Consider the following 19,095-nt stretch of genomic DNA (forward strand, 5'->3'; position numbering starts at 1 on the left):
TCGAAATAACAACGGCCCGTCAGTTCCTCTGGCGGGCCGCTTGCTTTTGCCAACCATCAGCCTCGCGTGGCCTGCCAGGTGCCGGCGCAGCGATCACCGGTAATGATGCCGCTCCACGAACCAGCGCCGCTATTGCCAGCGAGCCGGCCGCCGCCGCTCGCTTTGGAGGCGCCAACCGACACATTGACGGCCACGGCGCCGGCGCGGCTGACCGAGCCCGAAACCCGGCCTCCGCCTGCCGACGAAACGCGGCCGCGCCATACCGAGAACGGGACGCTATAGCCTGAACTGCAGTTCCCCCGCGTGGTGGCAAAGACCACGTTCCAGGTGCCGTCATAGGCGCCTGAAGCCCTCCCTCTCGCGTCCGCGGTAGCCGGTGCCGCCACCGCGGCGAGAACCGCGCATACCGGGAGCCATCGCAGGGTCCGCAGACTAGAAAAGGTAGCAAATCGAGCAATCGATCGATCAAAATGGGTCATTTTCTTCATGCTCCGGGCTCGCGCAACAACGACTTCAATGACTACGTCACCGTCGAGGGCTCCACGGTTCATCGTTGCCAATTCGCTCTCGGTCTGCCATAAGCCCTGCCTTCATCGCCCGGCTGATCAAGGGCTGCCGTGTCGATGTCCATGCAGGCTGTCTCATTTCGGAAATAGCCAAGCATTTTCAACGCTCTAACGAGCATTTTCGCCACAAAAGCGCCCCTCGGGCGCGTCTTTTGTGCGGCAACAGGAGAGCCAAATGCCCAAGCTGAAGACCAAGTCGGGCGCTAAAAAGCGCTTCAAGGTAACTGCCACCGGCAAAGTAATGGCCGCCCAGCGCGGCAAGCGCCACGGCATGATCAAGCGGACGAAGAAGCAGATTCGTCAGCTCCGCGGCACCCGCGTGCTGTTCAAGACCGACGGCGACAACATCAAGAAGTATTTCTTGCCGAACGCCTGATCGTTCTTGCGATCCCATTGAGCCGGCCGCGTCCGCGCGGCAATCCGTCACCGAATTTTCAGATCAAGGATATCCGTCATGTCTCGCGTCAAACGCGGTGTGACCTCTCACGCCAGGCACAAGAAAGTCTACAAGGCCGCCAAGGGTTTCTCCGGCCGCCGCAAGAACACCATTCGCGCCGCCAAGGCCGCTGTCGAAAAGGCCGGGCAATATGCCTTCCGCGACCGCAAGCGCAAGAAGCGGACCTTCCGCGCGCTCTGGATCCAGCGCATCAATGCCGCGGTCCGTCCGTTCGGCATGACCTACAGCGTGTTTATCAACGGCCTGTCCAAGTCGGGCATCACGGTCGACCGCAAGGTGCTGTCGGATCTCGCGATCACCGAGCCGGCGGCGTTCCAGGCGATCGCTGAAAAGGCCAAGGCCGCGCTGGCGGCCTGAGGCACTGGCGGCCTGAGGCACTGGCGGCCTGAGGCAACAGCGCTAGCGGGGCTTCAACGGCCTCGCGGCTTTTAGTGCCCGCTGAGAGTAGCGCTGAGCGACTTCCGCCCGGCAAAAGGCCGTGAACGAGCGATACATGGTGCCGGACTCGTTCCGGTACTTTCGATCGCAAACGCCCATCTCGCGCTGGTAGGCTTGCTTTTGCGGTGCCTTGAGGCGGCTCAGGAAATCGCCCTCGCATTTCTTCTCGACGGCGGCGCCAAGATGGATATCGCCGCTGGTGCTGTATGCGCAGTCCTGAAACAGCTTCATCGCCCGCTCGCATCCCGGCGTGGCGTTGATCGCGCCGATGGTCTCCTCGAGGGTCATCGATTTGCCGAGACAGATCGAAGCGAGCGCGGGACCGGCGCTGAACGAAAAAATGACGGCCAGAACGGCCACCGAGGGAGCAAAACGCATCGCGCACTCCTTGATCGAACTCATCTTGGTAGGGCGCCCGGGATAAGGGTTCAAACGCGCCGGATCGCCGGCTTCCTGTTACAGGCTTTTTGCTTGACGTTTTGGCCCGGGAGCGGCGACAACCGGCCGCCTTTTGCGAGAGAGATTTTGACCGTGTCCGACCTTCCAACCCTCGAACAAACCATTCTCACCGAAATCGCCGCCGCCGGCGACGAGGCCGCCCTCGAAGCCGTGCGCGTCGCGGCGCTCGGCAAGAAGGGCTCGATCTCCGCGCTGCTGTCGACGCTCGGCAAGATGTCGCCGGACGAGCGCAAGACCCAGGGCGCCGCGATCAACCTCGCCAAGGACAAGGTCACGCAGGCGCTGACCGCGCGCCGCGATATCCTGAAATCGGCGACACTGGACGCCCGCCTTGCCTCCGAGACCATCGACGTCACGCTGCCGCTGCGCGAGGCCCCGGCCGAGCAGGGCCGCATCCATCCGCTCAGCCAGGTCTTCGAAGAGGTCAACGTCATCTTCGCCGACATGGGTTTTTCGATCGCCGAAGGCCCGGACATCGAGACCGACGACTATAATTTCACGAAACTGAATTTTCCCGAGGGCCATCCGGCGCGAGAGATGCACGACACCTTCTTCTTCAATCCTGGGGAAGACGGTTCGCGCATGCTGTTGCGCACCCACACCTCGCCGGTGCAGGTGCGTACCATGCTCACCCAGAAGCCGCCGATCCGCATCATCTGTCCGGGCCGCACCTATCGCATCGATTCGGATGCCACCCACACGCCGCAATTTCACCAGGTCGAAGGCCTCGTGATCGACAAGGGCTCGCATCTCGGCCACCTCAAATGGATTTTGCACGAGTTCTGCAAGGCGTTCTTCGAGGTCGATCACATCAACATGCGGTTCCGGCCGTCGTTCTTTCCGTTCACCGAGCCGTCGCTCGAGGTCGATATCCAGTGCCGCCGCGACAAGGGCGAAATTCGCTTCGGCGAAGGCGAGGACTGGCTGGAGATTCTCGGCTGCGGCATGGTGCATCCGAGCGTGCTGCGTGCCTGCGGTATCGATCCCGACGTCTATCAGGGCTTTGCCTGGGGCATGGGCATCGACCGCATCGCGATGCTGAAATACGGTATGTCCGATCTGCGGCAGCTGTTCGACAGCGACGTGCGCTGGCTCTCCCATTACGGCTTCAAGCCGCTCGATGTCCCGACCCTGGCGGGAGGGTTGAGTTCGTGAGCTCAAGCGCCGTCCCCGAAAAGTATCGGAGCCTGCGTTCGTTCGCGTTCGGCGACGGCCCGGCGCTCGCCGACGAGCTGCTCGAACTCGTGCTGAACGGCGTGAAGACCGCGACCTGCAGCACCGAAGACGAGCCCAACACCTCGACGCCGGGCGAGCTCTGGATTGTGCTCGACGGGCGTGGCGCGCCGCGCTGCGTGATCGAAACGCTCGAAGTGACCTACCGCCGCTTCGGCGATGTGGATGCCGCCTTTGCCTATGAAGAGGGCGAAGGCGACCGCAGCCTCGCCTATTGGCGCGACGCGCATCGCCGGTATTTTGGACGACAGGGAAAATTCAGCGAAGACATGATGCTGATGTGCGAGCGTTTTCGTCTGGTAGAGATTTTTGCCGATCGCAGGGTTGCATCATGAAATTCACGCTCTCCTGGCTGAAAGAACATCTCGACACCGACGAGCCGCTGGAAAAGCTCGCCGACAAGCTCACCATGATCGGGCTCGAGGTCGAGCATATCGAGGACAAGGCGAAGCAGCTTTCGCCGTTCAGCATCGCGCGCGTGATCTCCGCCGAGCAGCATCCGAACGCCGATCGCCTGCGCGTCTGCATGGTCGATACCGGCGACGGCGGCGCACCGGTGCAGGTCGTTTGCGGCGCGCCGAATGCGCGTGCCGGCCTCATCAGCGTGTTCTCGGCTCCCGGCACCTTCATTCCCGGCAAGAACATCACGCTCGGTGTTGGCACCATCAGAGGCGTCGAGAGCCGCGGCATGCTGTGCTCGGCCGCCGAACTGCAAATCTCGGAAGACCATGACGGCATCATGGAACTGCCGGCCGATGCGCCGATCGGCAAAGGCTATGCGGAATGGGCCGGGCTCGGCGATCCCATGCTCGAGATCAATCTGACGCCGAACCGGCAGGACTGCACCGGCGTGCACGGCATCGCGCGCGACCTTTCCGCCGCCGATATGGGCAAGTTCAGGGATCCCGGCATCAAGCAGATCAAGGGTGAATTCCCCTGCCCGGTGAAGGTGACGGTCGAAGACGCCACGCTGTGCCCGGGCTTTGCGCTGCGGCTGGTGCGCGGCGTCAAGAACGGCCCCTCGCCGGAGTGGCTGCAGAAGCGCCTGACCTCGATCGGATTGCGGCCGATCAATGCACTGGTCGATATCACCAACTTCATGACCTACGACCGCGCTCGTCCCTTGCATGTGTTCGATGCCAGGAAAGTGACGGGCAATCTCACCGTGCGCCGCGCGCGCGACGGCGAGACCCTGCTGGCGCTGGACGGCCGCACCTACACGCTCGACCGCGGCGTCTGCGTCATCGCGGACGAACACGGCGTCGAATCGCTCGCCGGCATCATGGGCGGCGAAGCCTCCGGCTGCGACGAGAACACCACGGACGTGCTGATCGAATCGGCGCTGTGGAACGAAATCAACATTGCGCAGTCCGGCCGCAAGCTCGGCATCAATTCGGACGCCCGCTATCGGTTCGAACGTGGCGTCGACCCGGCCTTCATGGTGCCGGGGCTGGAGATGGCAACCCGGCTGGTGCTGGAATTGTGCGGCGGCACGCCGTCGGAGAACGTCGTCGTCGGCAATCCCTTTGGCGAAGACCGCGTGATCGATTTCCCGCTCGCCGAGATCAAGCGCCTCGCCGGAATCGAGGTGCCGTTCCCCGAAGTGCGGCGCATCCTCGGCCATCTCGGCTTCATGATGGCCGGCAGCGGCCCGGTGGTGAAGGTCGCGATACCCTCGTGGCGCACGGACGTTCACGGCAAGGCCGATATCGTCGAGGAGATCGTGCGCATCGTCGGCGTCGACAAGGTGCCGATGACGCCGTTCGATCGCGGCGACGCACCGCGCAAGCCGGTGCTCACCACGATCCAGCTCCGCACCCGCCGCGCCAAGCGCGGGCTCGCCGCGCGCGGCATGGTCGAAGCGGTGACGTGGTCGTTCATCTCGAAACCATCAGCCGAATTGTTCGGCGGCGGCCAGGCTGAACTCACGCTGGCCAACCCGATCGCGTCGGATCTCTCGGACATGCGGCCGAGCCTGCTGCCAGGTCTGGTCGCAGCCGCGCAGGCGAATGCCAATCGCGGCTCGTCCGATGTCGCGCTGTTCGAGGTCGGTCAGGTCTTCAAGGGCGACAAGCCCGAGAATCAACTGGTCGCGGCCGCTGGCGTGCGCCACGGCTTTGCGTCCGCGAAAGGCATGGGGCGGCATTGGTCGGGTGCGGCCATGGCGGATGCGCTCGACGCCAAGGCCGACGCGTTTGCGGTGCTCGCGGCTGCGGGCGCGCCGATGCAGGCGCTGCAAATCGTGCCCGGCGGGCCCGGCTGGCTGCATCCGGGCCGTTCCGGCACCATCCAGATCGGTCCGCAAAACGTGCTTGGATATTTCGGCGAGCTGCATCCGCGCGCTCTGGAGGCGCTCGGCGCCGATGGTCCGCTGATCGCGTTCGAAGTGATCCTCGACCGCGTTCCCGATGCCAAGCAGCGGCCGACCCGCGCCAAGCCGGTGCTTGAACTCTCCGCATTCCAGCCGGTGTCGCGGGATTTCGCCTTCATCGTCGATCGCGGCGTCAAGGCCGGCGACATCGTGCGCGCGGCGCAGGGTGTCGACAAGAAGCTGATCACGGATGTCACGGTGTTCGACGTCTACGAGGGCAAGGGCATCGATGAGGCTAAGAAATCGATCGCGATTGCGGTGACCATCCAGCCGCGCGAGAAGACGTTGACCGATCAGGAGATCGACGCGGTCGCCGCGAAGATCGTCGCTGAAGTCACGAAGAAGACGGGTGGAACATTGCGGGGATGATGCGGAAAAGTGGGGAGCGGTTTTCCGATGACATCATGCTCAGGGAATAGGGCATGAGTCCTTTGGGCCTCATCCCCTCCGACGTCAGCCTCAACGCCGCGATCGCGGTCTGTGCCATCGCCTTTGTGTCGGGCACCGCGCGCGGATTTTCCGGCTTCGGCTCCGCGCTGATCTTCATGCCGCTGGCGAGCAGCATCGCCGCCCCTCGTCTGGTCGCCGCGCTGCTGCTGATCATCGATTTCATCGCGGCCGCGCCGCTGCTTCCGAATGCCTGGAAGCAGGCCGACCGCAAGGCGACCGCGGTCATAGTGCTTGGCGCCCTGGTGGGCGTACCCATTGGAACCTACTTCCTCAGCCGGCTCGAGCCGGTGACGACACGCTGGATCATCTCGGGATTCGTGTTCGCGCTGTTGCTGCTGCTGCTATCGGGCTGGCGTTACCGGGGCAAGGACCATGCGGCGATTTCCGTCGGCATCGGCGGACTATCCGGCTTTTGCAGCGGTCTGGCCCAGACGGGCGGGCCGCCGATCGTCGGCTACTGGCTGGGACGACCGATTGTTTCCACGATCGCACGCGCCAACATCCTGCTGTTTTTCGGCGCCTCGGATTTCTTTTCCGTGGTCAGTTATTCCCTGACCGGGCTGATCACGGCGGATTCGATCAAGTTTTCGCTTGTCGTCGGCCCGGTCTACGCCATCGGCGTCTGGTTCGGCGCGTCGTTGTTCGGCAAGGCCAGCGAGGCACTGTTTCGCGCGATCTGCTACGCCCTGATCGCGGCGGCGGTTCTCATCGGCCTGCCGGCGCTCGACGGCGTGCTGCGCAGCGGCTAGGCTGGCTGCAACGGACAAGAAAATTCAGGGGGAGAGCGTTATGATCGATCGCCGCAATGCGCTGAAACTGACGCTCGGCGGCGCCGCAGCACTGGCCGCGCCTGCCGTCTTGGCGCAGGCACCGACGAAACCGCGCACGAAAATCGTGTTCCTCGGCACCAAAGGCGGACCGCGCGTCGGCGTCGGACCTTCCAACCCGGCCAATCTGGTGATGGTGAACGACACGCCGTTCGTGATCGACTGCGGCATGGGCGTCAGCCACCAACTCGTCAGCGCCGGCGTGCCGCTGGAATCGGTGAAGTATATTTTCATCAGCCATCACCATTCCGACCACAACCTCGAATACGGCAACCTCGTCTACAACGCCTGGGCCACCGGCCTGTCGGCGCCGATCCACTCGTTCGGCCCCAAGGGTATCGAGGCGATGACCAAGACCTATTGGGAGCTGAACAAATTCGACGTCGATACACGCATCGAGGACGAAGGCCGTCCCGATCCGCGCAAGCTGTTGATCGCCAAGGACATCACCGAGGACGGCGTGGTGCTGCAGACGCCGGACGTGAAGGTGACCGCGTTCCGGACCCCGCACCCCCCGATCACTGACAATTTCGCCTATAAGTTCGAGACGCCGGATGGCACGATCGTGTTCTCCAGCGATACCAATTACAATCCGAAGCTGGCCGAATTCGCCAAGGGAGCCGACGTGCTGGTGCACGAAGCGATCTATCTTCCCTGGGTCGATCGCCTGGTGACCAGGGTCAAGAACGGCGCCACGCTGAAGAAGCATCTGCTCGAGAGCCACACCGCCGCCGAAGACGTCGGCCGCATCGCCGACGCCGCGCAGGTCAAGGTGCTGGTCATGAGCCACCTCGTGCCCGGCGAGCTCGACGTGACGGACGAGCAATGGAGCAGCGAGGCGAAAAAGCACTTCAAGGGCCGCCTCATCGTCGCCAGGGATTTGATGGAATTGAAGCTGCCGGTGTAACTTTCACCCCCTGGAGGGTAAGAACGCCATCATTGGATCGGCGACGCCGGCGCTGCCGATCTTGACGGCGCCGAACGCCGCCGCTGCTTCGGCGCCCGCGCGGGTGCTCCCACTGGTTCGGCGTCTTTCAAGGCGCCGATCCGTCGCAACGCCGCTTCCGCCGCCCGCTCGCCGCTTTCCCAGGCGCCGTCGATGGTGCCCCACAACGTTTCATGGGTGGCTTCGCCCGCGAGGTACATGCAGCCGATCGGCTCGCTCAGGATTTTTCGCGACGGCTGCGCGCCCGGCGCCGCCACCGACATTGCGCCCAGCGCAAACGGCGCGGCATTCCAGCGGGTGGCGCTCGATTTCTTGACCGCGGCGGCAGCATCGCTGCCGAACAGTTTCGTCAGCCACTCCACTGCGAACGCCACCATGGCCTGCTCGCCCTGGGCGGAGAGATCGCGGCCGAACGAACCCGCGACATCGATCGTACACAGCGAGGATGCACCCATGTTGGCGAACAACAGCGCCGTTCGCGTCGAAGTGCTCTGCTCGATGATGATGTCATCGCGGGCCAGGTTCAGTGGATTGCCCGGCATCTGCAGCGCGATCCGGTCATAACTGCCGAGGCTCAATTTGGCCGCGGCGTCGAGCGTGCGCTTGGGAATGTCGGGGGCGAATTTGATGTTGCCGGCGGCCAGTACATTGCTCGACACGGTGATAACAGCGGCGCGTGCGACGATCTTGCCCGCCGGTGTCTCCACCGTGACGTCGCGGCTACCCCAGGAGATGCGGTTCGCCGGCGTCGAGAGCGACAACGGAATCGGCTCGCCGAGCTTGGCGATCAGCGTGCCGAGCCCCTGACGGCAGGTGATCGCGGTGTTGCGATCCTGCGCGCGGGCCTTGTCGGCGACGGAGACATCCTTGAGGTCCTTGCCCGAAAAATTGGCGCCGAGCAAGAACTCCGCCGTGCCCGCCCATTCGCCGAGATCCTTTGGCAACACCGACGCGCAGGAAATATCCGATTTGCGCGAGGCGTCGTCGATGGCGCGGTTGGCGCGCACCAGAGCGGCCAGAAATTCCTCGGTTTCGCCTGGGCGAGCGTTGCGGCGGCCGATGCGAATCTTCTGGCCTGAGGGCGCGGTCGTGATCTCAAGCCCCGCGGCGCGCGCGAGCCTGATCATCGGGTTGGTCTCGGGATTGTGCATCCAGCGCGCGCCGCGATCGAACGGCACCTCGAAGGTCGAGATATCGGTCTGACATCGGCCACCGATCTGGCTCGCCGCCTCCACCACGATCACCTTGCGGTTCGCGGCCTGGATCCGCCGCGCCGCAGCAATGCCGGCGGCGCCGGCGCCGATCACGACAATGTCAGCATCGCGTGACAATTGTGCGCCAAAGACCCTGCCGCCAAGCATCGGCGTCACCGCGAGGCCAGCGGACGCCGACAGGAAATCGCGGCGGGTCATTGTCATGTCATGGTTTCCGGAGACTTGAAAGAAAGAGAACAGCTAGCGAACTGTGCCGCATCTCACGGCGCGCAGCAACACTCATGGTAAATCAATCATGATTGATCGACGCGATGCATGAACTAAATTGAAACGGCTTGCGACCATGCTAAGGGACAAGAAAAAAGCGGACGGGAAGCCGCTCTTGGGGAGAGTTTCATGGGCGTAATGCTCGATACCATCGGCCAGCTGATTGCGGGGTACCTGCAGAAGGAAGTCCCGGGCTATGAGCCGTTCACGCCCAGCGATCCGGAACATCTGCGTGGCGTGGTCCAGGCCGGCGACGTCCTGCTGGTCGAAGGCAACAACCGAATTTCCGGCATCATCAAATACCTCACGCAGTCGACCTGGTCGCATGCAGCGCTGTATGTCGGCGCAATCGATGGCGCGACCGAACCCGACGGCGAGCCGCATGTCCTGATCGAGGCCAATATCGGCGAAGGCGTCACCTCGGCGCCGCTGTCGAAATATTATCCGTATCACACCCGCGTGTGCCGCCCGGTCGGCCTGTCCTATGAAGACCGCACCACGGTGTGCCGCTATGCCATCAACCGGATCGGCTTCGGCTACGACACCAAGAACATCGTCGATCTGATGCGCTATCTGATTCCGTTACCGGTGCCGCAGCGATGGCGGCGGCGCATAATTGCGTTCGGCTCCGGCGATCCCACCAAGATCATCTGTTCGGCGCTGATCGCGCAGGCGTTCGACGCCGTGCGCTATCCGATCCTGCCCAAGATCACGCGCGCCGCCTCCCGGAAGGCCCGGCGCGAAATTCTGCACATCCGCGATTCGTCGCTGTACATGCCGCGCGATTTCGATATCTCGCCCTATTTCGAAGTCGTCAAACCCACCATCGTGCACGGCTTCGACTATCTGGCCCTGCATTGGGCCGACAAGCAGAAGCCGCTCCAGGAGGTAGCCGGCGAATTCGGTGTGTTTCCAGAGATCGAGTCGCCGTCACTTGTTCCTGAAGAGACTGACCAAGAGGCGCCGCTTCCGGTTGCGGAAGTGAGCGAAGCCGCGCGGGTCGAGCGCGTGACCGTGTCAGAGCATTTCCTCGCGGTCGAATATGTTCCGGTGCGACCGCCAGAGCGCCGCACCCGTCCCCGCGGGAAGGTGGCCGCTTAGAGCGTGCATCGATGGCCCTCTCCTCGGCATCATCAGTTCGGCCGGGCGCTGCCTTCATACATGAACGTCATCGGCCTCGGCCCCGGCCCCGGGATATAGCCGGTCTCGATCCGGTCAATAGCAAAACCCGCGCCTTCGATCATCGAGCGAATCGGGCGATTGAGATGGCAGCCTCCGCTGCAGCATTTCCATACTGGCGTCAGCCGATCCTGCCACCAGCGCACGCCCGCGTCGGGTGCCTGACCGTGCTCGACGAACAGGAGCTTGCCGCCCGGCCGCAATACGCGCCGCATCTCTGCGAGTGCGGTAGCGGCGTGCGGGATCGAGCACATGGTCCAGGTCGTGACGATGGTATCGACGCAATGTTGGTCGAGCGGAATGGCCTCGGCGGAAGCCTCGAGGAAGCTGACCGGCGTCTTCGCCTGGTGTGAGACGCCACGCGCCATACGCACAAGCCGTGGCGACGGTTCGAGCGCCAGGACCTCCTGCACGGACGAACGATAGAACGGCAGGTTCAATCCCGAGCCGACACCGATCTCGAGCACCCTGCCCTCCGCTGCACCAATCACGCGCTCACGAAAAGGCAGAAGTTGCGCGTTGCGCATCGCAAGATCGCAGAGCCTCGGCAGGATGACGTCGTTGTAAAATCCCATCGCGCACTCCTGAATTCCCGACGCCGGGAGGGCAGGTCACGTCATTCCGGCCAATGTGGGCACGGAACCGTCGCACGGAAGGCCCTGCTTTGCGATGGTGCGGATATTCCGCTGTCCCATTACAGAGGCGTGATCCGGATCAACGCGCGATGGGCATACAGATAGCTTCAGGCTGCAACTCCCGCTTGGGCTCCGAGCATGTGAGCCGGCCGGCGTGAGACTAGCGGTCAGACCGGCCAATCACCGCCATCAGTTCCGCGATCTTTTCCCGTTGGTCGGCCTTGTTGCCGCTGGTGATCGCATGTTCGACGCAATGCGACACGTGATCCCGGAGCACCTCTTCCTCGACGCGCCGCAGCGCGGCACGCACCGCGGAAATCTGCGTGACGATGTCGATGCAGTAGCGGTCCTCGTCGACCATTTTCGACAGGCCACGGACCTGGCCTTCGATCCGGCTCAGGCGCTTTTGACAGGAAGCCTTGATGTCTTTTCGCATCCCGCCTATATACCCCTACAGGGTATAGGTTACAAGTGGATATTGGGAAAGTGCGATGAGCGAAGCGAAGACCGGTTGCTGCGGCGGGGCTCACGATCATGCCGGCCACGGCCATGGCGACCATCATGCCCACAGCCACGCAACTGCGCGCGACCCCGTCTGCGGCATGTCGGTCGATCCCGCGACCAGCAAGCATCAGTTTGATTACCGCGACGAGACTTTTCATTTCTGCTCGGCCGGCTGCCGGACCAAATTTGTCGCCGATCCCGCAGCCTATCTCGAAGGCAGCAAGCCGAAAGCCGACGTGCCGGAAGGCACGATCTACACCTGTCCGATGCATCCAGAGATCCGTCAGGCCGGCCCCGGAAGCTGCCCGATCTGCGGCATGGCGCTGGAGCCCGATGTCGTAAGCCTGGATGCGCCGCCCAACCCCGAACTTGCCGACATGACGCGACGGTTCTGGGTCGGCCTGGTGCTGGCCCTGCCGGCCGTCGTTCTTGAAATGGGCGGTCATCTGGTCGGCGGACACGGCTTGATCGATCAGACCTTGTCGAACTGGATTCAGCTCGCCTTCGCAACACCCGTTGTGCTCTGGGCGGGCTGGCCGTTCTTCGTGCGCGGCTGGCAATCGCTGCTGACGCGCAATCTCAACATGTTCACCCTGATCGCGATGGGCACCGGCGTGGCCTATGTCTACAGCCTCGTCGGCACCGTCGCGCCGGATATTTTCCCGGCAACTTTCCGCGGACATGGTGGCGCGGTTGCGGTCTACTTTGAGGCCGCCGCCGTCATCACCGTGCTCGTCCTTCTTGGCCAGGTTCTCGAACTCCGCGCGCGCGAGGCCACATCGGGCGCCATCAAGGCGCTGCTCGAACTGGCGCCCAAAACCGCGCGGCGCATCGGCGATGACGGTGCCGACCATGAGGTCGAAATCGACAGCCTCCAGGTTGGCGACCGGTTGCGCGTCCGGCCGGGCGAGAAGGTTCCGGTGGACGGCGTCATTCTCGAGGGCCGTTCCGCGCTCGATGAATCGCTGGTGACCGGCGAATCGATGCCGGTCACGAAGGAGACCGGCGGCAAGGTGATCGCGGGCACGCTCAATCAATCCGGCGGGTTTGTGATGCGCGCCGACAAGGTCGGGCGCGACACGCTGCTTTCGCAGATCGTCAAGATGGTGGCGGAGGCGCAACGCTCGCGCGCACCGATCCAGCGGCTGGCCGACCAGGTGGCCGGCTGGTTCGTGCCGACCGTGATCGTCGTGGCGCTGATCGCCTTTGCCGCCTGGGCCTGGTTCGGACCGGAACCGCGGATGGCGTTCGGCCTCGTTGCCGCCGTCAGCGTGCTCATCATCGCCTGTCCCTGCGCGCTCGGCCTTGCCACGCCGATGTCGATCATGGTCGGCGTCGGCCGCGGCGCCCAGGCCGGCGTCCTGATCAAGAACGCCGAAGCGCTGGAGCGGATGGAAAAAATCGACACGCTGGTGGTCGACAAGACGGGAACGCTGACCGAAGGCAAGCCGAAGGTGGTCTCGATCGTTGCCGCGGCTGGCTTTCAGGAAGCCGAAATCCTGCGGCTGGCCGCCAGCGTCGAGCGCGCCAGTGAGCATCCGCTGGCCGACGCGATCGTCAGGGCCGCCCGCGAACGCAACCTCGATGTGGGCGAGGTCGAGGATTTCGATTCGCCGACCGGCAAGGGCGCGACCGGCAAGGTCGACGGCAAGACGGTTCTGTTGGGCAATGCGAACTATTTCGCATCGCTCGGCATCGAAACTCAGTCGCTGCACGAACAGGGCGAACGCCTGCGCGGCGATGGCGCCACGGTGATCAACATTGCCGTCGACGGCAGACTGGCCGGACTGTTTGCCATCGCCGATCCGGTCAAGGCGACGACGCCTGAGACGCTGAAGGCACTGGCGGCGGAGGGCGTCAAGGTCATCATGCTGACCGGAGACAACCGCACCACGGCGAGCGCCGTCGCGCGGACGCTCGGGATCACAGATGTCGAGGCGGAAGTGCTTCCGGATCAGAAGAGCGGGGTGGTCGCCAGGCTACAGAAGGCCGGCCGGATCGTCGCCATGGCCGGGGACGGCGTCAACGACGCCCCGGCCCTTGCCGCCGCCGAAGTCGGCATCGCCATGGGCACCGGCACTGACGTTGCGATGGAGAGTGCCGGCATTACGCTGTTGAAGGGCGATCTCGGCGGCATCGTCCGCGCCCGCCTTCTGTCGCAGGCGACCATGAGCAACATCCGGCAGAACCTGTTCTTCGCGTTCATCTACAACGCCGCCGGCATTCCGATTGCGGCCGGCATTCTCTATCCGGCCTTCGGACTGCTGCTGTCGCCGATCATCGCCGCCGCTGCCATGGCGCTGTCATCGGTGAGCGTGGTCGGCAATGCGCTGCGGCTGCGGGTGACGCGGCTGTAATTGAGCCGCATCGCTGGATGCGAGCGTGCTCGTCGGCACGCGCGAGAGGTCACCTCGCCCCGCTTGCGGGGAGAGGTCGGATTTTACGCGTAGCGAAAAATCCGGGTGAGGGGGTACTGGTCTATCGTGAGGTCTCAGATCTTGGAGAGAGCCCCTCACCCCAACCCTCTCCCCGTAAGTACGGGGCGAGGGAGAAGTAGATCACGCCGCCTTGGCCGCCGTTCCGCACGGCAGCCCGGCGCGGGCCAGCCCGCCATACAGCGTCTCGCCCGGCATTTCCGCGCGCAGGATCGCGCGGACCGCGATCAGTTTTTCCAGATCGATGCCGGTCGGAAATCCCTTGCTCTCGCACAGGAACACGAGGTCCTCGAACACCACATTGCCGGTGGCGCCGGGCGCGAACGGGCAGCCACCGAGCCCGCCGAGCGAGCCGTCGAGCACGCGCGCCCCGGCATCGAGGGCGGCAGACGCATTGGCGATGCCCATGCCGCGGGTATCGTGCAGATGAACGCAGACCGGCTTCGATCCCGCGATCCTGACCGCGCCCTTGGTCAACTCACCCACCTGCTTCGGCCCGGCATAGCCGACGGTGTCGGCGATCGCGACCATATCGACGCCCGCCTCATACAATTTTTCGGTCAGCCGCAGCACTTCATTGGGATCGACGGGACCAACGATCGAACAACCCAGCGCCATCGAGATCGCGGCATTGACGACCGGTCTGTGCGCGCTGGCGTCGCGCAATTCGCAGAGGCGCTTGACGTTGGCGATCGCGGATTCGCGCGAGCGGTTGGCATTGGCCTGGCTGTGCTCCTCCGTCGCCGAGACCACGGTGGCGACTTCGGCAACCCCCGACGCCAGCGCCTCGTTGACGCCGCGTTCGTTCAGCGCCAGTGCGATACCATAGGCGCCCGGCAGCGACGCCACGGTCTGGACGATATCGCGGACATCGGCGAATTGCGGAAACGTCTTGGCGGGCAGGAATGAGCCGACCTCGAAATTCCGCACGCCGGCGGCGTATTCGTCGCGGATCCAGCGCTGTTTTGCCGCGGTCGAGGGAAACTTCTTCACCAGCTGCAGGCCGTCGCGCAGGCCCACTTCGCGCAGGATCACCTTGTTGTCGGGATAGACATCTTGGACGCGGGTCATCTCAGGCCTCATGCAGCGTTGTCGGTTGAGGAAAGATTCTGCCGTTCGAGTTCGGCGCGAACCTTTTCGGTGTCGGCGCCGAGCACGGGCACTTTGAGTCCTTCGCCGATATTACCGCCATTCCATTCGATCGGAAGCGCGGGAACCCGGAACGGGGCACCGTCGGCATTGAAGTTCTGCACCAGCCCGCCGGGGCGCAGCACGTGCGGATCCCTTAACAAATCTTCGGGGCGGTTGATCGGCGAGAAGCAGATATTGAGTTCGTCGAGCTTGGCGGACAGATCCGTCACGTTCCAGCGCTTGATCACTTCAGCGACGCGCGGAATGATCCGGGCCCGCGCCAGAATGCGATCGGTGGTGTTGCGCAGGGTCGGATCGTCGGAAAATTCCTGCAAGCCGAACTCGCGGCAAAAGCTCTGCCAATGGCCCTCGGTGACGACGCCGATGAAGATGCGGCCACCGCCGGCGGTATCGAAAATGTCGTAGATCGGCCAGGCGTGCTCGCGTTCCGGCATCGAGCGCGGCTTCCGGCCGGTCATTTCATATTCGACCATGTGCTGCGCGACCAGGAACAGGCAGTTCTCGAACAGCCCGATCCGGATATCGGCGCCGTCGGTGCGGCCGCCGCGCTTCTGGTACAGCGCCGCCAGGATCGAAATCGCGCCGAACATGCCGCCCATGATGTCGTTGGCGGACGAGCCGACCCGCTGCGGCTTTTCCTGGGTGCCGGTCATGGCGGCGAGCCCCGACATCATCTGCACGACCTCGTCGAGCGCCGGGCGGTGTTCATAGGGTCCGGACAGAAAGCCCTTGTGACCGGCGACGATCAGATGCGGATGTTTTCTGCGCAACTCTTCGGTGCCGAGGCCCTGCTTCTCCAGCTGCCCATCGCGAAAATTCTCCAGAAAGACGTCGGCGCTGGCGAGCAGCCGGTGCATCGTCTCGCGGTCCTCGGCCTTGGCGAAGTCGAGCACGACGCTGCGTTTTCCGCGGTTGAACAGCGGGAAGAACGAGGTTCCCATGCCGCCAAGAGAGCGGGTCTTGTCGCCAGCGGGTGGTTCGACCTTGATCACCTCGGCGCCCAGTTGCGCCAGAATCATGCCGCAGGTCGGACCCATCACCATATGGGTCATCTCGACGACCCTTACGCCGTCCAGCGGCAGTCCCGTCCCGGTCATGTCTTCTCCCGTACCCGTTGGATCTTGGTCTTAAGCTAGGCCTTCACACGCCATCTGAAAAATATAATCTGTCGAATAGTGCATTCACCATTCTAGAACGCAAATTCATGGATTCGCGCCAGCTTCGGTATTTCATCGCCGTTTACGAGCAGCGCAACCTGTCGCGGGCGGCGGATCAGGCCAATGTCGCGCAATCGGCGCTCAGCCATCACATACGCATTGCCTCATCAATAATGTTACCGGAGAACTGACCGTCAGGATTAGGGCGGCGATACCGAATCGGATCGGTGTCGCCGATGGCAGGACGGATCAGCATGGGTGCGCGGCGCGAGATCACGGCGGCGGTGGTAGACCGCTATCGATCTGCGGGGCGGGCAGATAAGGGGCGCATTCTCGACGAGCTTTGCGCGGTGACGGGCTGGCATCGCAAGCACGCGGTTCGGGCGCTTGCCATCCATGTCGCAATTTCGCCGGAGGCCCGGCGGCAGCGAAGGCCGACCTATGGCGCCCCTATCAGGGATGCGCTGGTGGCGCTGTGGGAGGCCTCGGATCGGATCTGCGGCAAGCGGCTCAGGGTAATGATTCCGACGTTGCTGCCTTCGCTGGAGCGGCATGGCCGGCTCAAGCTCGACCATGCCGATCGAGCGCTGGTGCTCGGCGTCAGCGCAGCCACGATTGATCGCCTGCTGGTCGAGACCAAAATTGCCGCAGCCGGCGGTAAGCGCCGGCGGGTCGGCTTTTATTCGGCGGTACGGCGTGAAGTTCCGATCCGGACGTTCAACGACTGGCACGATCCGCCGCCGGGGTTCTGCGAGGTCGACATGGTGGCTCATGGCGGCACATCTGTAGCTGGCTCGTTCATTCAGACGTTGACGATGGTCGACGTCGCGACCGGTTGGACCGAATGCATGCCGTTGGTGACGCGCGAGAGCGGCCTCGTCGTGCGAGCCATGGAGTGCGCACAGAACCTGTTTCCCTGGCTCATTCGTGGCGCCGACTTCGACAACGACAGCGCGTTTATGAACGATGTCGTCGTGCCCTGGTGTCGCATGCAAAAGATCGAGGTGACACGCTCGCGCGCCTACAAGAAGAATGATCAGGCGTTCGTCGAGCAGAAGAATGGCGCGGTCGTCCGGCGACTGGTGGGATACGGTCGCTTCGATGGCGTCGAGACGACACGCGTGCTGGAACGCTTGTATGCCGCATCGCGGCTGCACACCAACTTCTTCCAGCCGTCCTTCAAACTGAAGGACAAGCGACGCGAGGGCGCGAAAGTGATCAAGCGCTATCATGTTCCGGCCACGCCCTATGCGCGCGCACTGGCGCATCCGAAGTTGAGCAAAGGCGTCAAACGGCGTCTTCGAGAGCTTTATCGCACGCTCGATCCCGTGGCCCTGCTGGCCGAGATGAGGGACGCCCAGACGGAGCTCGGCACGCGCGTCGGCGCCCGAGCGGGCAAGCTCGCGGCAGCAGCCAGCCCACCGGCTCCGGCAACGAACGCGGCAGCGTTCGCGAAGGGGCTCGGCAATGATGTGCATCTGGGGGAGCAGCGCATCATCCATCGGCGCATGCACAAGCCATACAAAAAGCGCATGAAAATGCCATCGATGCTCGATCCGCACCTCGCCGACATCGAGCGCTGGCTGGCGGCCGAACCTCGTCTGACCGCGCTGGCCATCCTCGGTCGTCTCGCCGAACACTCCCCCGAACAATTCGGGCCGCCGCAGCACACCATCGTGCAGCGCTTGTTGCGATCACTCAGACGCAACGCAGCCGAGGTGATCATCCCGCGCATGGCCGGGGGTACGGCACCGGCCACCATTGGTGATCCCGGGACTGGGGCCGGCGCTGCGTGTGATGGGCACTCCGCGACGTCCCCAGTCCCTCCGATCCTGCGAGCAACGACGCAACCTCGGCCCGGCCGACAGTCGGAGCTACATCCGTCAAGCGAAAGTAACATCCTCAGATGAGGCAATACGCATATCCAACCTCGAAGCCGAGTTCGCAATGCCCTTGTTCGAGCGCAAGCCGCGCGGCATGGAACCGACCGCCGCGGGCGAGCGGCTCTACGAGCACGCCCGCATCATCCTGCGCGCGATGGCGGCGGCCGAACGCGAGATCAAGGCGGGCGGCAGCGTGATCGCCGGCGATATCTCGATCGGCATGGCCAATTCCGGCGTCAAGGCGATCGGCATCCCCCTGATGCGGACCGTGCTGGCGAAATATCCTGATCTCAAACTGTCGCTGACCGAGAGCCTGTCGGGTGCGACCTTGCTGCATTTGATGGCCTCCGAGGTCGATCTCGCGCTGGTCTACAATCCGCCCTCGGAAAAGGACCTGATCGCCGAGCCGGTGCTGGAAGAGCAGATGTTTTGCGTCGGCACCGCAAAACTGATCGGCAAGAGCAAGGCGCCGATCCTCTTCGAGGAGCTGACGCGGCTGCCGCTGATCCTGCTGCGCCACGGGCTTTCCTCCCGCGCCTTGCTCGACGATCCCGTGCTGCTGAAGCGGCTCGAGGCCAATGCGATCCTGCATCTCAACTCGATCAGCGGTATGACCGGCGCGTTGCAGGCAGGATTGGGCTGCGGGATCGCGACAAAACTGTTTGCCCGGGAACAGCTTCACGGGGGAACGCTGATCGCCCGCGAGGTGATCGAACCCACTTTGACGCGCACGCTCTATCTGTGCCGGCTGCGCAACCGGCCCATGACATATGTGATGGAGGAAATGCGGCGGCTGATGCTGGCGCTGATCGCCGAGCAGGTCGGGCGCGGCGCCTGGGAGGCGACGCTGCTGATCTAAATTGCTACGCTATCGAAGATATCGAACGCTTTGTTCGATATGTTCTTCTGGATTTCTGGCTCG

The 19,095-nt window shown here is 63.7% G+C and carries 19 protein-coding genes; 12 read left to right on the plus strand and 7 right to left on the minus strand.

Annotation, left to right across the window (positions count from 1 at the left end; all coding sequences use genetic code 11):
- Positions 1-56 precede the first annotated feature (56 nt).
- Positions 57-479: a hypothetical protein gene (locus tag NL528_RS00650; protein ID WP_309185292.1), complete on the minus strand. Its 423-nt coding sequence runs from the start codon at positions 477-479 to the stop codon at positions 57-59.
- A 262-nt stretch (positions 480-741) separates the two neighbouring features.
- Here NL528_RS00650 and rpmI point away from each other — a divergent pair, with 262 nt between their 5' ends.
- Together rpmI and rplT are read left to right on the plus strand one after the other, a co-directional pair.
- Positions 742-942: a 50S ribosomal protein L35 gene (rpmI, locus tag NL528_RS00655; RefSeq protein ID WP_100415670.1), complete on the plus strand. Its 201-nt coding sequence runs from the start codon at positions 742-744 to the stop codon at positions 940-942.
- Between the two features lie 78 nt (positions 943-1,020).
- Positions 1,021-1,380, plus strand: a complete 360-nt coding sequence (gene rplT / locus NL528_RS00660; RefSeq protein WP_309180845.1) for a 50S ribosomal protein L20 — start codon at positions 1,021-1,023, stop codon at positions 1,378-1,380.
- 42 nt (positions 1,381-1,422) lie between these two features.
- Here rplT and NL528_RS00665 read toward each other — a convergent pair whose 3' ends face one another.
- The gene (locus NL528_RS00665) at positions 1,423-1,839 is read right to left on the minus strand and encodes a hypothetical protein (protein WP_309180846.1); all 417 of its coding nucleotides are present in this window, start codon (positions 1,837-1,839) and stop codon (positions 1,423-1,425) included.
- 153 nt (positions 1,840-1,992) lie between these two features.
- Here NL528_RS00665 and pheS point away from each other — a divergent pair, with 153 nt between their 5' ends.
- From pheS to NL528_RS00690, 5 genes are read left to right on the plus strand one after another with little or no spacing between them, the layout of a single operon-like run.
- Positions 1,993-3,075 (plus strand): phenylalanine--tRNA ligase subunit alpha, encoded by a 1,083-nt coding sequence (gene pheS / locus NL528_RS00670; protein ID WP_309180847.1) that lies wholly within the window; start codon positions 1,993-1,995, stop codon positions 3,073-3,075.
- Positions 3,072-3,488, plus strand: coding sequence for an ASCH domain-containing protein (locus NL528_RS00675; protein ID WP_309180848.1), 417 nt, complete (start codon positions 3,072-3,074; stop codon positions 3,486-3,488). Before pheS ends, NL528_RS00675 begins: the two co-directional genes overlap by 4 nt.
- Entirely contained in the window at positions 3,485-5,893 is a 2,409-nt protein-coding gene (gene pheT / locus NL528_RS00680; protein WP_309180849.1) for a phenylalanine--tRNA ligase subunit beta, read from the plus strand. Before NL528_RS00675 ends, pheT begins: the two co-directional genes overlap by 4 nt.
- Before the next feature lie 53 nt (positions 5,894-5,946).
- Positions 5,947-6,723 (plus strand): sulfite exporter TauE/SafE family protein, encoded by a 777-nt coding sequence (locus NL528_RS00685; RefSeq protein WP_309180850.1) that lies wholly within the window; start codon positions 5,947-5,949, stop codon positions 6,721-6,723.
- A 40-nt stretch (positions 6,724-6,763) separates the two neighbouring features.
- Positions 6,764-7,708 (plus strand): MBL fold metallo-hydrolase, encoded by a 945-nt coding sequence (locus NL528_RS00690; RefSeq protein ID WP_309180851.1) that lies wholly within the window; start codon positions 6,764-6,766, stop codon positions 7,706-7,708.
- A gap of 29 nt (positions 7,709-7,737) precedes the next feature.
- On the opposite strand, the gene NL528_RS00695 is transcribed toward NL528_RS00690, so the two are convergent.
- Entirely contained in the window at positions 7,738-9,165 is a 1,428-nt protein-coding gene (locus tag NL528_RS00695) for an NAD(P)/FAD-dependent oxidoreductase (RefSeq protein ID WP_309180852.1), read from the minus strand.
- Between the two features lie 192 nt (positions 9,166-9,357).
- Between NL528_RS00695 and NL528_RS00700 the strand changes: the two genes are divergently transcribed.
- A complete protein-coding gene (locus NL528_RS00700) occupies positions 9,358-10,329 on the plus strand; it encodes a YiiX/YebB-like N1pC/P60 family cysteine hydrolase (protein ID WP_309180853.1) in 972 nt (323 codons plus the stop codon).
- 32 nt (positions 10,330-10,361) lie between these two features.
- Here NL528_RS00700 and NL528_RS00705 read toward each other — a convergent pair whose 3' ends face one another.
- Both NL528_RS00705 and NL528_RS00710 read right to left on the minus strand, forming a co-directional pair.
- Positions 10,362-10,982 (minus strand): class I SAM-dependent methyltransferase, encoded by a 621-nt coding sequence (locus tag NL528_RS00705; protein ID WP_309180854.1) that lies wholly within the window; start codon positions 10,980-10,982, stop codon positions 10,362-10,364.
- A gap of 220 nt (positions 10,983-11,202) precedes the next feature.
- Entirely contained in the window at positions 11,203-11,478 is a 276-nt protein-coding gene (locus NL528_RS00710) for a metal-sensitive transcriptional regulator (protein ID WP_027540012.1), read from the minus strand.
- 55 nt (positions 11,479-11,533) lie between these two features.
- Here NL528_RS00710 and NL528_RS00715 point away from each other — a divergent pair, with 55 nt between their 5' ends.
- Complete coding sequence (locus tag NL528_RS00715) at positions 11,534-13,903, plus strand: heavy metal translocating P-type ATPase (RefSeq protein WP_309180855.1); 2,370 nt, start codon at positions 11,534-11,536, stop codon at positions 13,901-13,903.
- 201 nt (positions 13,904-14,104) lie between these two features.
- Here NL528_RS00715 and NL528_RS00720 read toward each other — a convergent pair whose 3' ends face one another.
- Both NL528_RS00720 and NL528_RS00725 read right to left on the minus strand, forming a co-directional pair.
- Positions 14,105-15,052 carry a hydroxymethylglutaryl-CoA lyase gene (locus NL528_RS00720; protein ID WP_309180856.1) on the minus strand — a complete coding sequence of 316 codons (948 nt, stop codon included), beginning with the start codon at positions 15,050-15,052 and terminating at the stop codon, positions 14,105-14,107.
- An 8-nt stretch (positions 15,053-15,060) separates the two neighbouring features.
- Positions 15,061-16,230, minus strand: a complete 1,170-nt coding sequence (locus NL528_RS00725) for a CoA transferase (protein WP_309180857.1) — start codon at positions 16,228-16,230, stop codon at positions 15,061-15,063.
- 107 nt (positions 16,231-16,337) lie between these two features.
- Here NL528_RS00725 and NL528_RS00730 point away from each other — a divergent pair, with 107 nt between their 5' ends.
- The 3 genes from NL528_RS00730 to NL528_RS00740 are packed head-to-tail and all read left to right on the plus strand — an operon-like array spanning position 16,338 to position 19,032.
- Complete coding sequence (locus NL528_RS00730; protein WP_375143969.1) at positions 16,338-16,481, plus strand: LysR family transcriptional regulator; 144 nt, start codon at positions 16,338-16,340, stop codon at positions 16,479-16,481.
- A 45-nt stretch (positions 16,482-16,526) separates the two neighbouring features.
- Entirely contained in the window at positions 16,527-18,200 is a 1,674-nt protein-coding gene (locus tag NL528_RS00735; protein WP_309179520.1) for a transposase family protein, read from the plus strand.
- A gap of 37 nt (positions 18,201-18,237) precedes the next feature.
- Positions 18,238-19,032, plus strand: a complete 795-nt coding sequence (locus NL528_RS00740) for a LysR substrate-binding domain-containing protein (protein WP_309180858.1) — start codon at positions 18,238-18,240, stop codon at positions 19,030-19,032.
- Positions 19,033-19,095: the final 63 nt, after the last annotated feature.

It is taken from the genome of Bradyrhizobium sp. Ash2021, assembly GCF_031202265.1.
In the GTDB taxonomy this organism is placed as follows: domain Bacteria; phylum Pseudomonadota; class Alphaproteobacteria; order Rhizobiales; family Xanthobacteraceae; genus Bradyrhizobium.

Bases quoted from the DNA above. Each gene is read 5' to 3' on its own strand.
- NL528_RS00650 (WP_309185292.1), bottom strand. From the start codon at position 479: ATGACCCATTTTGATCGATCGATTGCTCGATTTGCTACCTTTTCTAGT.
- rpmI (WP_100415670.1), top strand. From the start codon at position 742: ATGCCCAAGCTGAAGACCAAGTCGGGCGCTAAAAAGCGCTTCAAGGTA.
- rplT (WP_309180845.1), top strand. From the start codon at position 1,021: ATGTCTCGCGTCAAACGCGGTGTGACCTCTCACGCCAGGCACAAGAAA.
- NL528_RS00665 (WP_309180846.1), bottom strand. From the start codon at position 1,839: ATGCGTTTTGCTCCCTCGGTGGCCGTTCTGGCCGTCATTTTTTCGTTC.
- pheT (WP_309180849.1), top strand. From the start codon at position 3,485: ATGAAATTCACGCTCTCCTGGCTGAAAGAACATCTCGACACCGACGAG.
- NL528_RS00685 (WP_309180850.1), top strand. From the start codon at position 5,947: ATGAGTCCTTTGGGCCTCATCCCCTCCGACGTCAGCCTCAACGCCGCG.
- NL528_RS00690 (WP_309180851.1), top strand. From the start codon at position 6,764: ATGATCGATCGCCGCAATGCGCTGAAACTGACGCTCGGCGGCGCCGCA.
- NL528_RS00695 (WP_309180852.1), bottom strand. From the start codon at position 9,165: ATGACAATGACCCGCCGCGATTTCCTGTCGGCGTCCGCTGGCCTCGCG.
- NL528_RS00700 (WP_309180853.1), top strand. From the start codon at position 9,358: ATGGGCGTAATGCTCGATACCATCGGCCAGCTGATTGCGGGGTACCTG.
- NL528_RS00705 (WP_309180854.1), bottom strand. From the start codon at position 10,982: ATGGGATTTTACAACGACGTCATCCTGCCGAGGCTCTGCGATCTTGCG.
- NL528_RS00710 (WP_027540012.1), bottom strand. From the start codon at position 11,478: ATGCGAAAAGACATCAAGGCTTCCTGTCAAAAGCGCCTGAGCCGGATC.
- NL528_RS00715 (WP_309180855.1), top strand. From the start codon at position 11,534: ATGAGCGAAGCGAAGACCGGTTGCTGCGGCGGGGCTCACGATCATGCC.
- NL528_RS00720 (WP_309180856.1), bottom strand. From the start codon at position 15,052: ATGACCCGCGTCCAAGATGTCTATCCCGACAACAAGGTGATCCTGCGC.
- NL528_RS00725 (WP_309180857.1), bottom strand. From the start codon at position 16,230: ATGACCGGGACGGGACTGCCGCTGGACGGCGTAAGGGTCGTCGAGATG.
- NL528_RS00730 (WP_375143969.1), top strand. From the start codon at position 16,338: ATGGATTCGCGCCAGCTTCGGTATTTCATCGCCGTTTACGAGCAGCGC.
- NL528_RS00735 (WP_309179520.1), top strand. From the start codon at position 16,527: ATGGCAGGACGGATCAGCATGGGTGCGCGGCGCGAGATCACGGCGGCG.
- NL528_RS00740 (WP_309180858.1), top strand. From the start codon at position 18,238: ATGCCCTTGTTCGAGCGCAAGCCGCGCGGCATGGAACCGACCGCCGCG.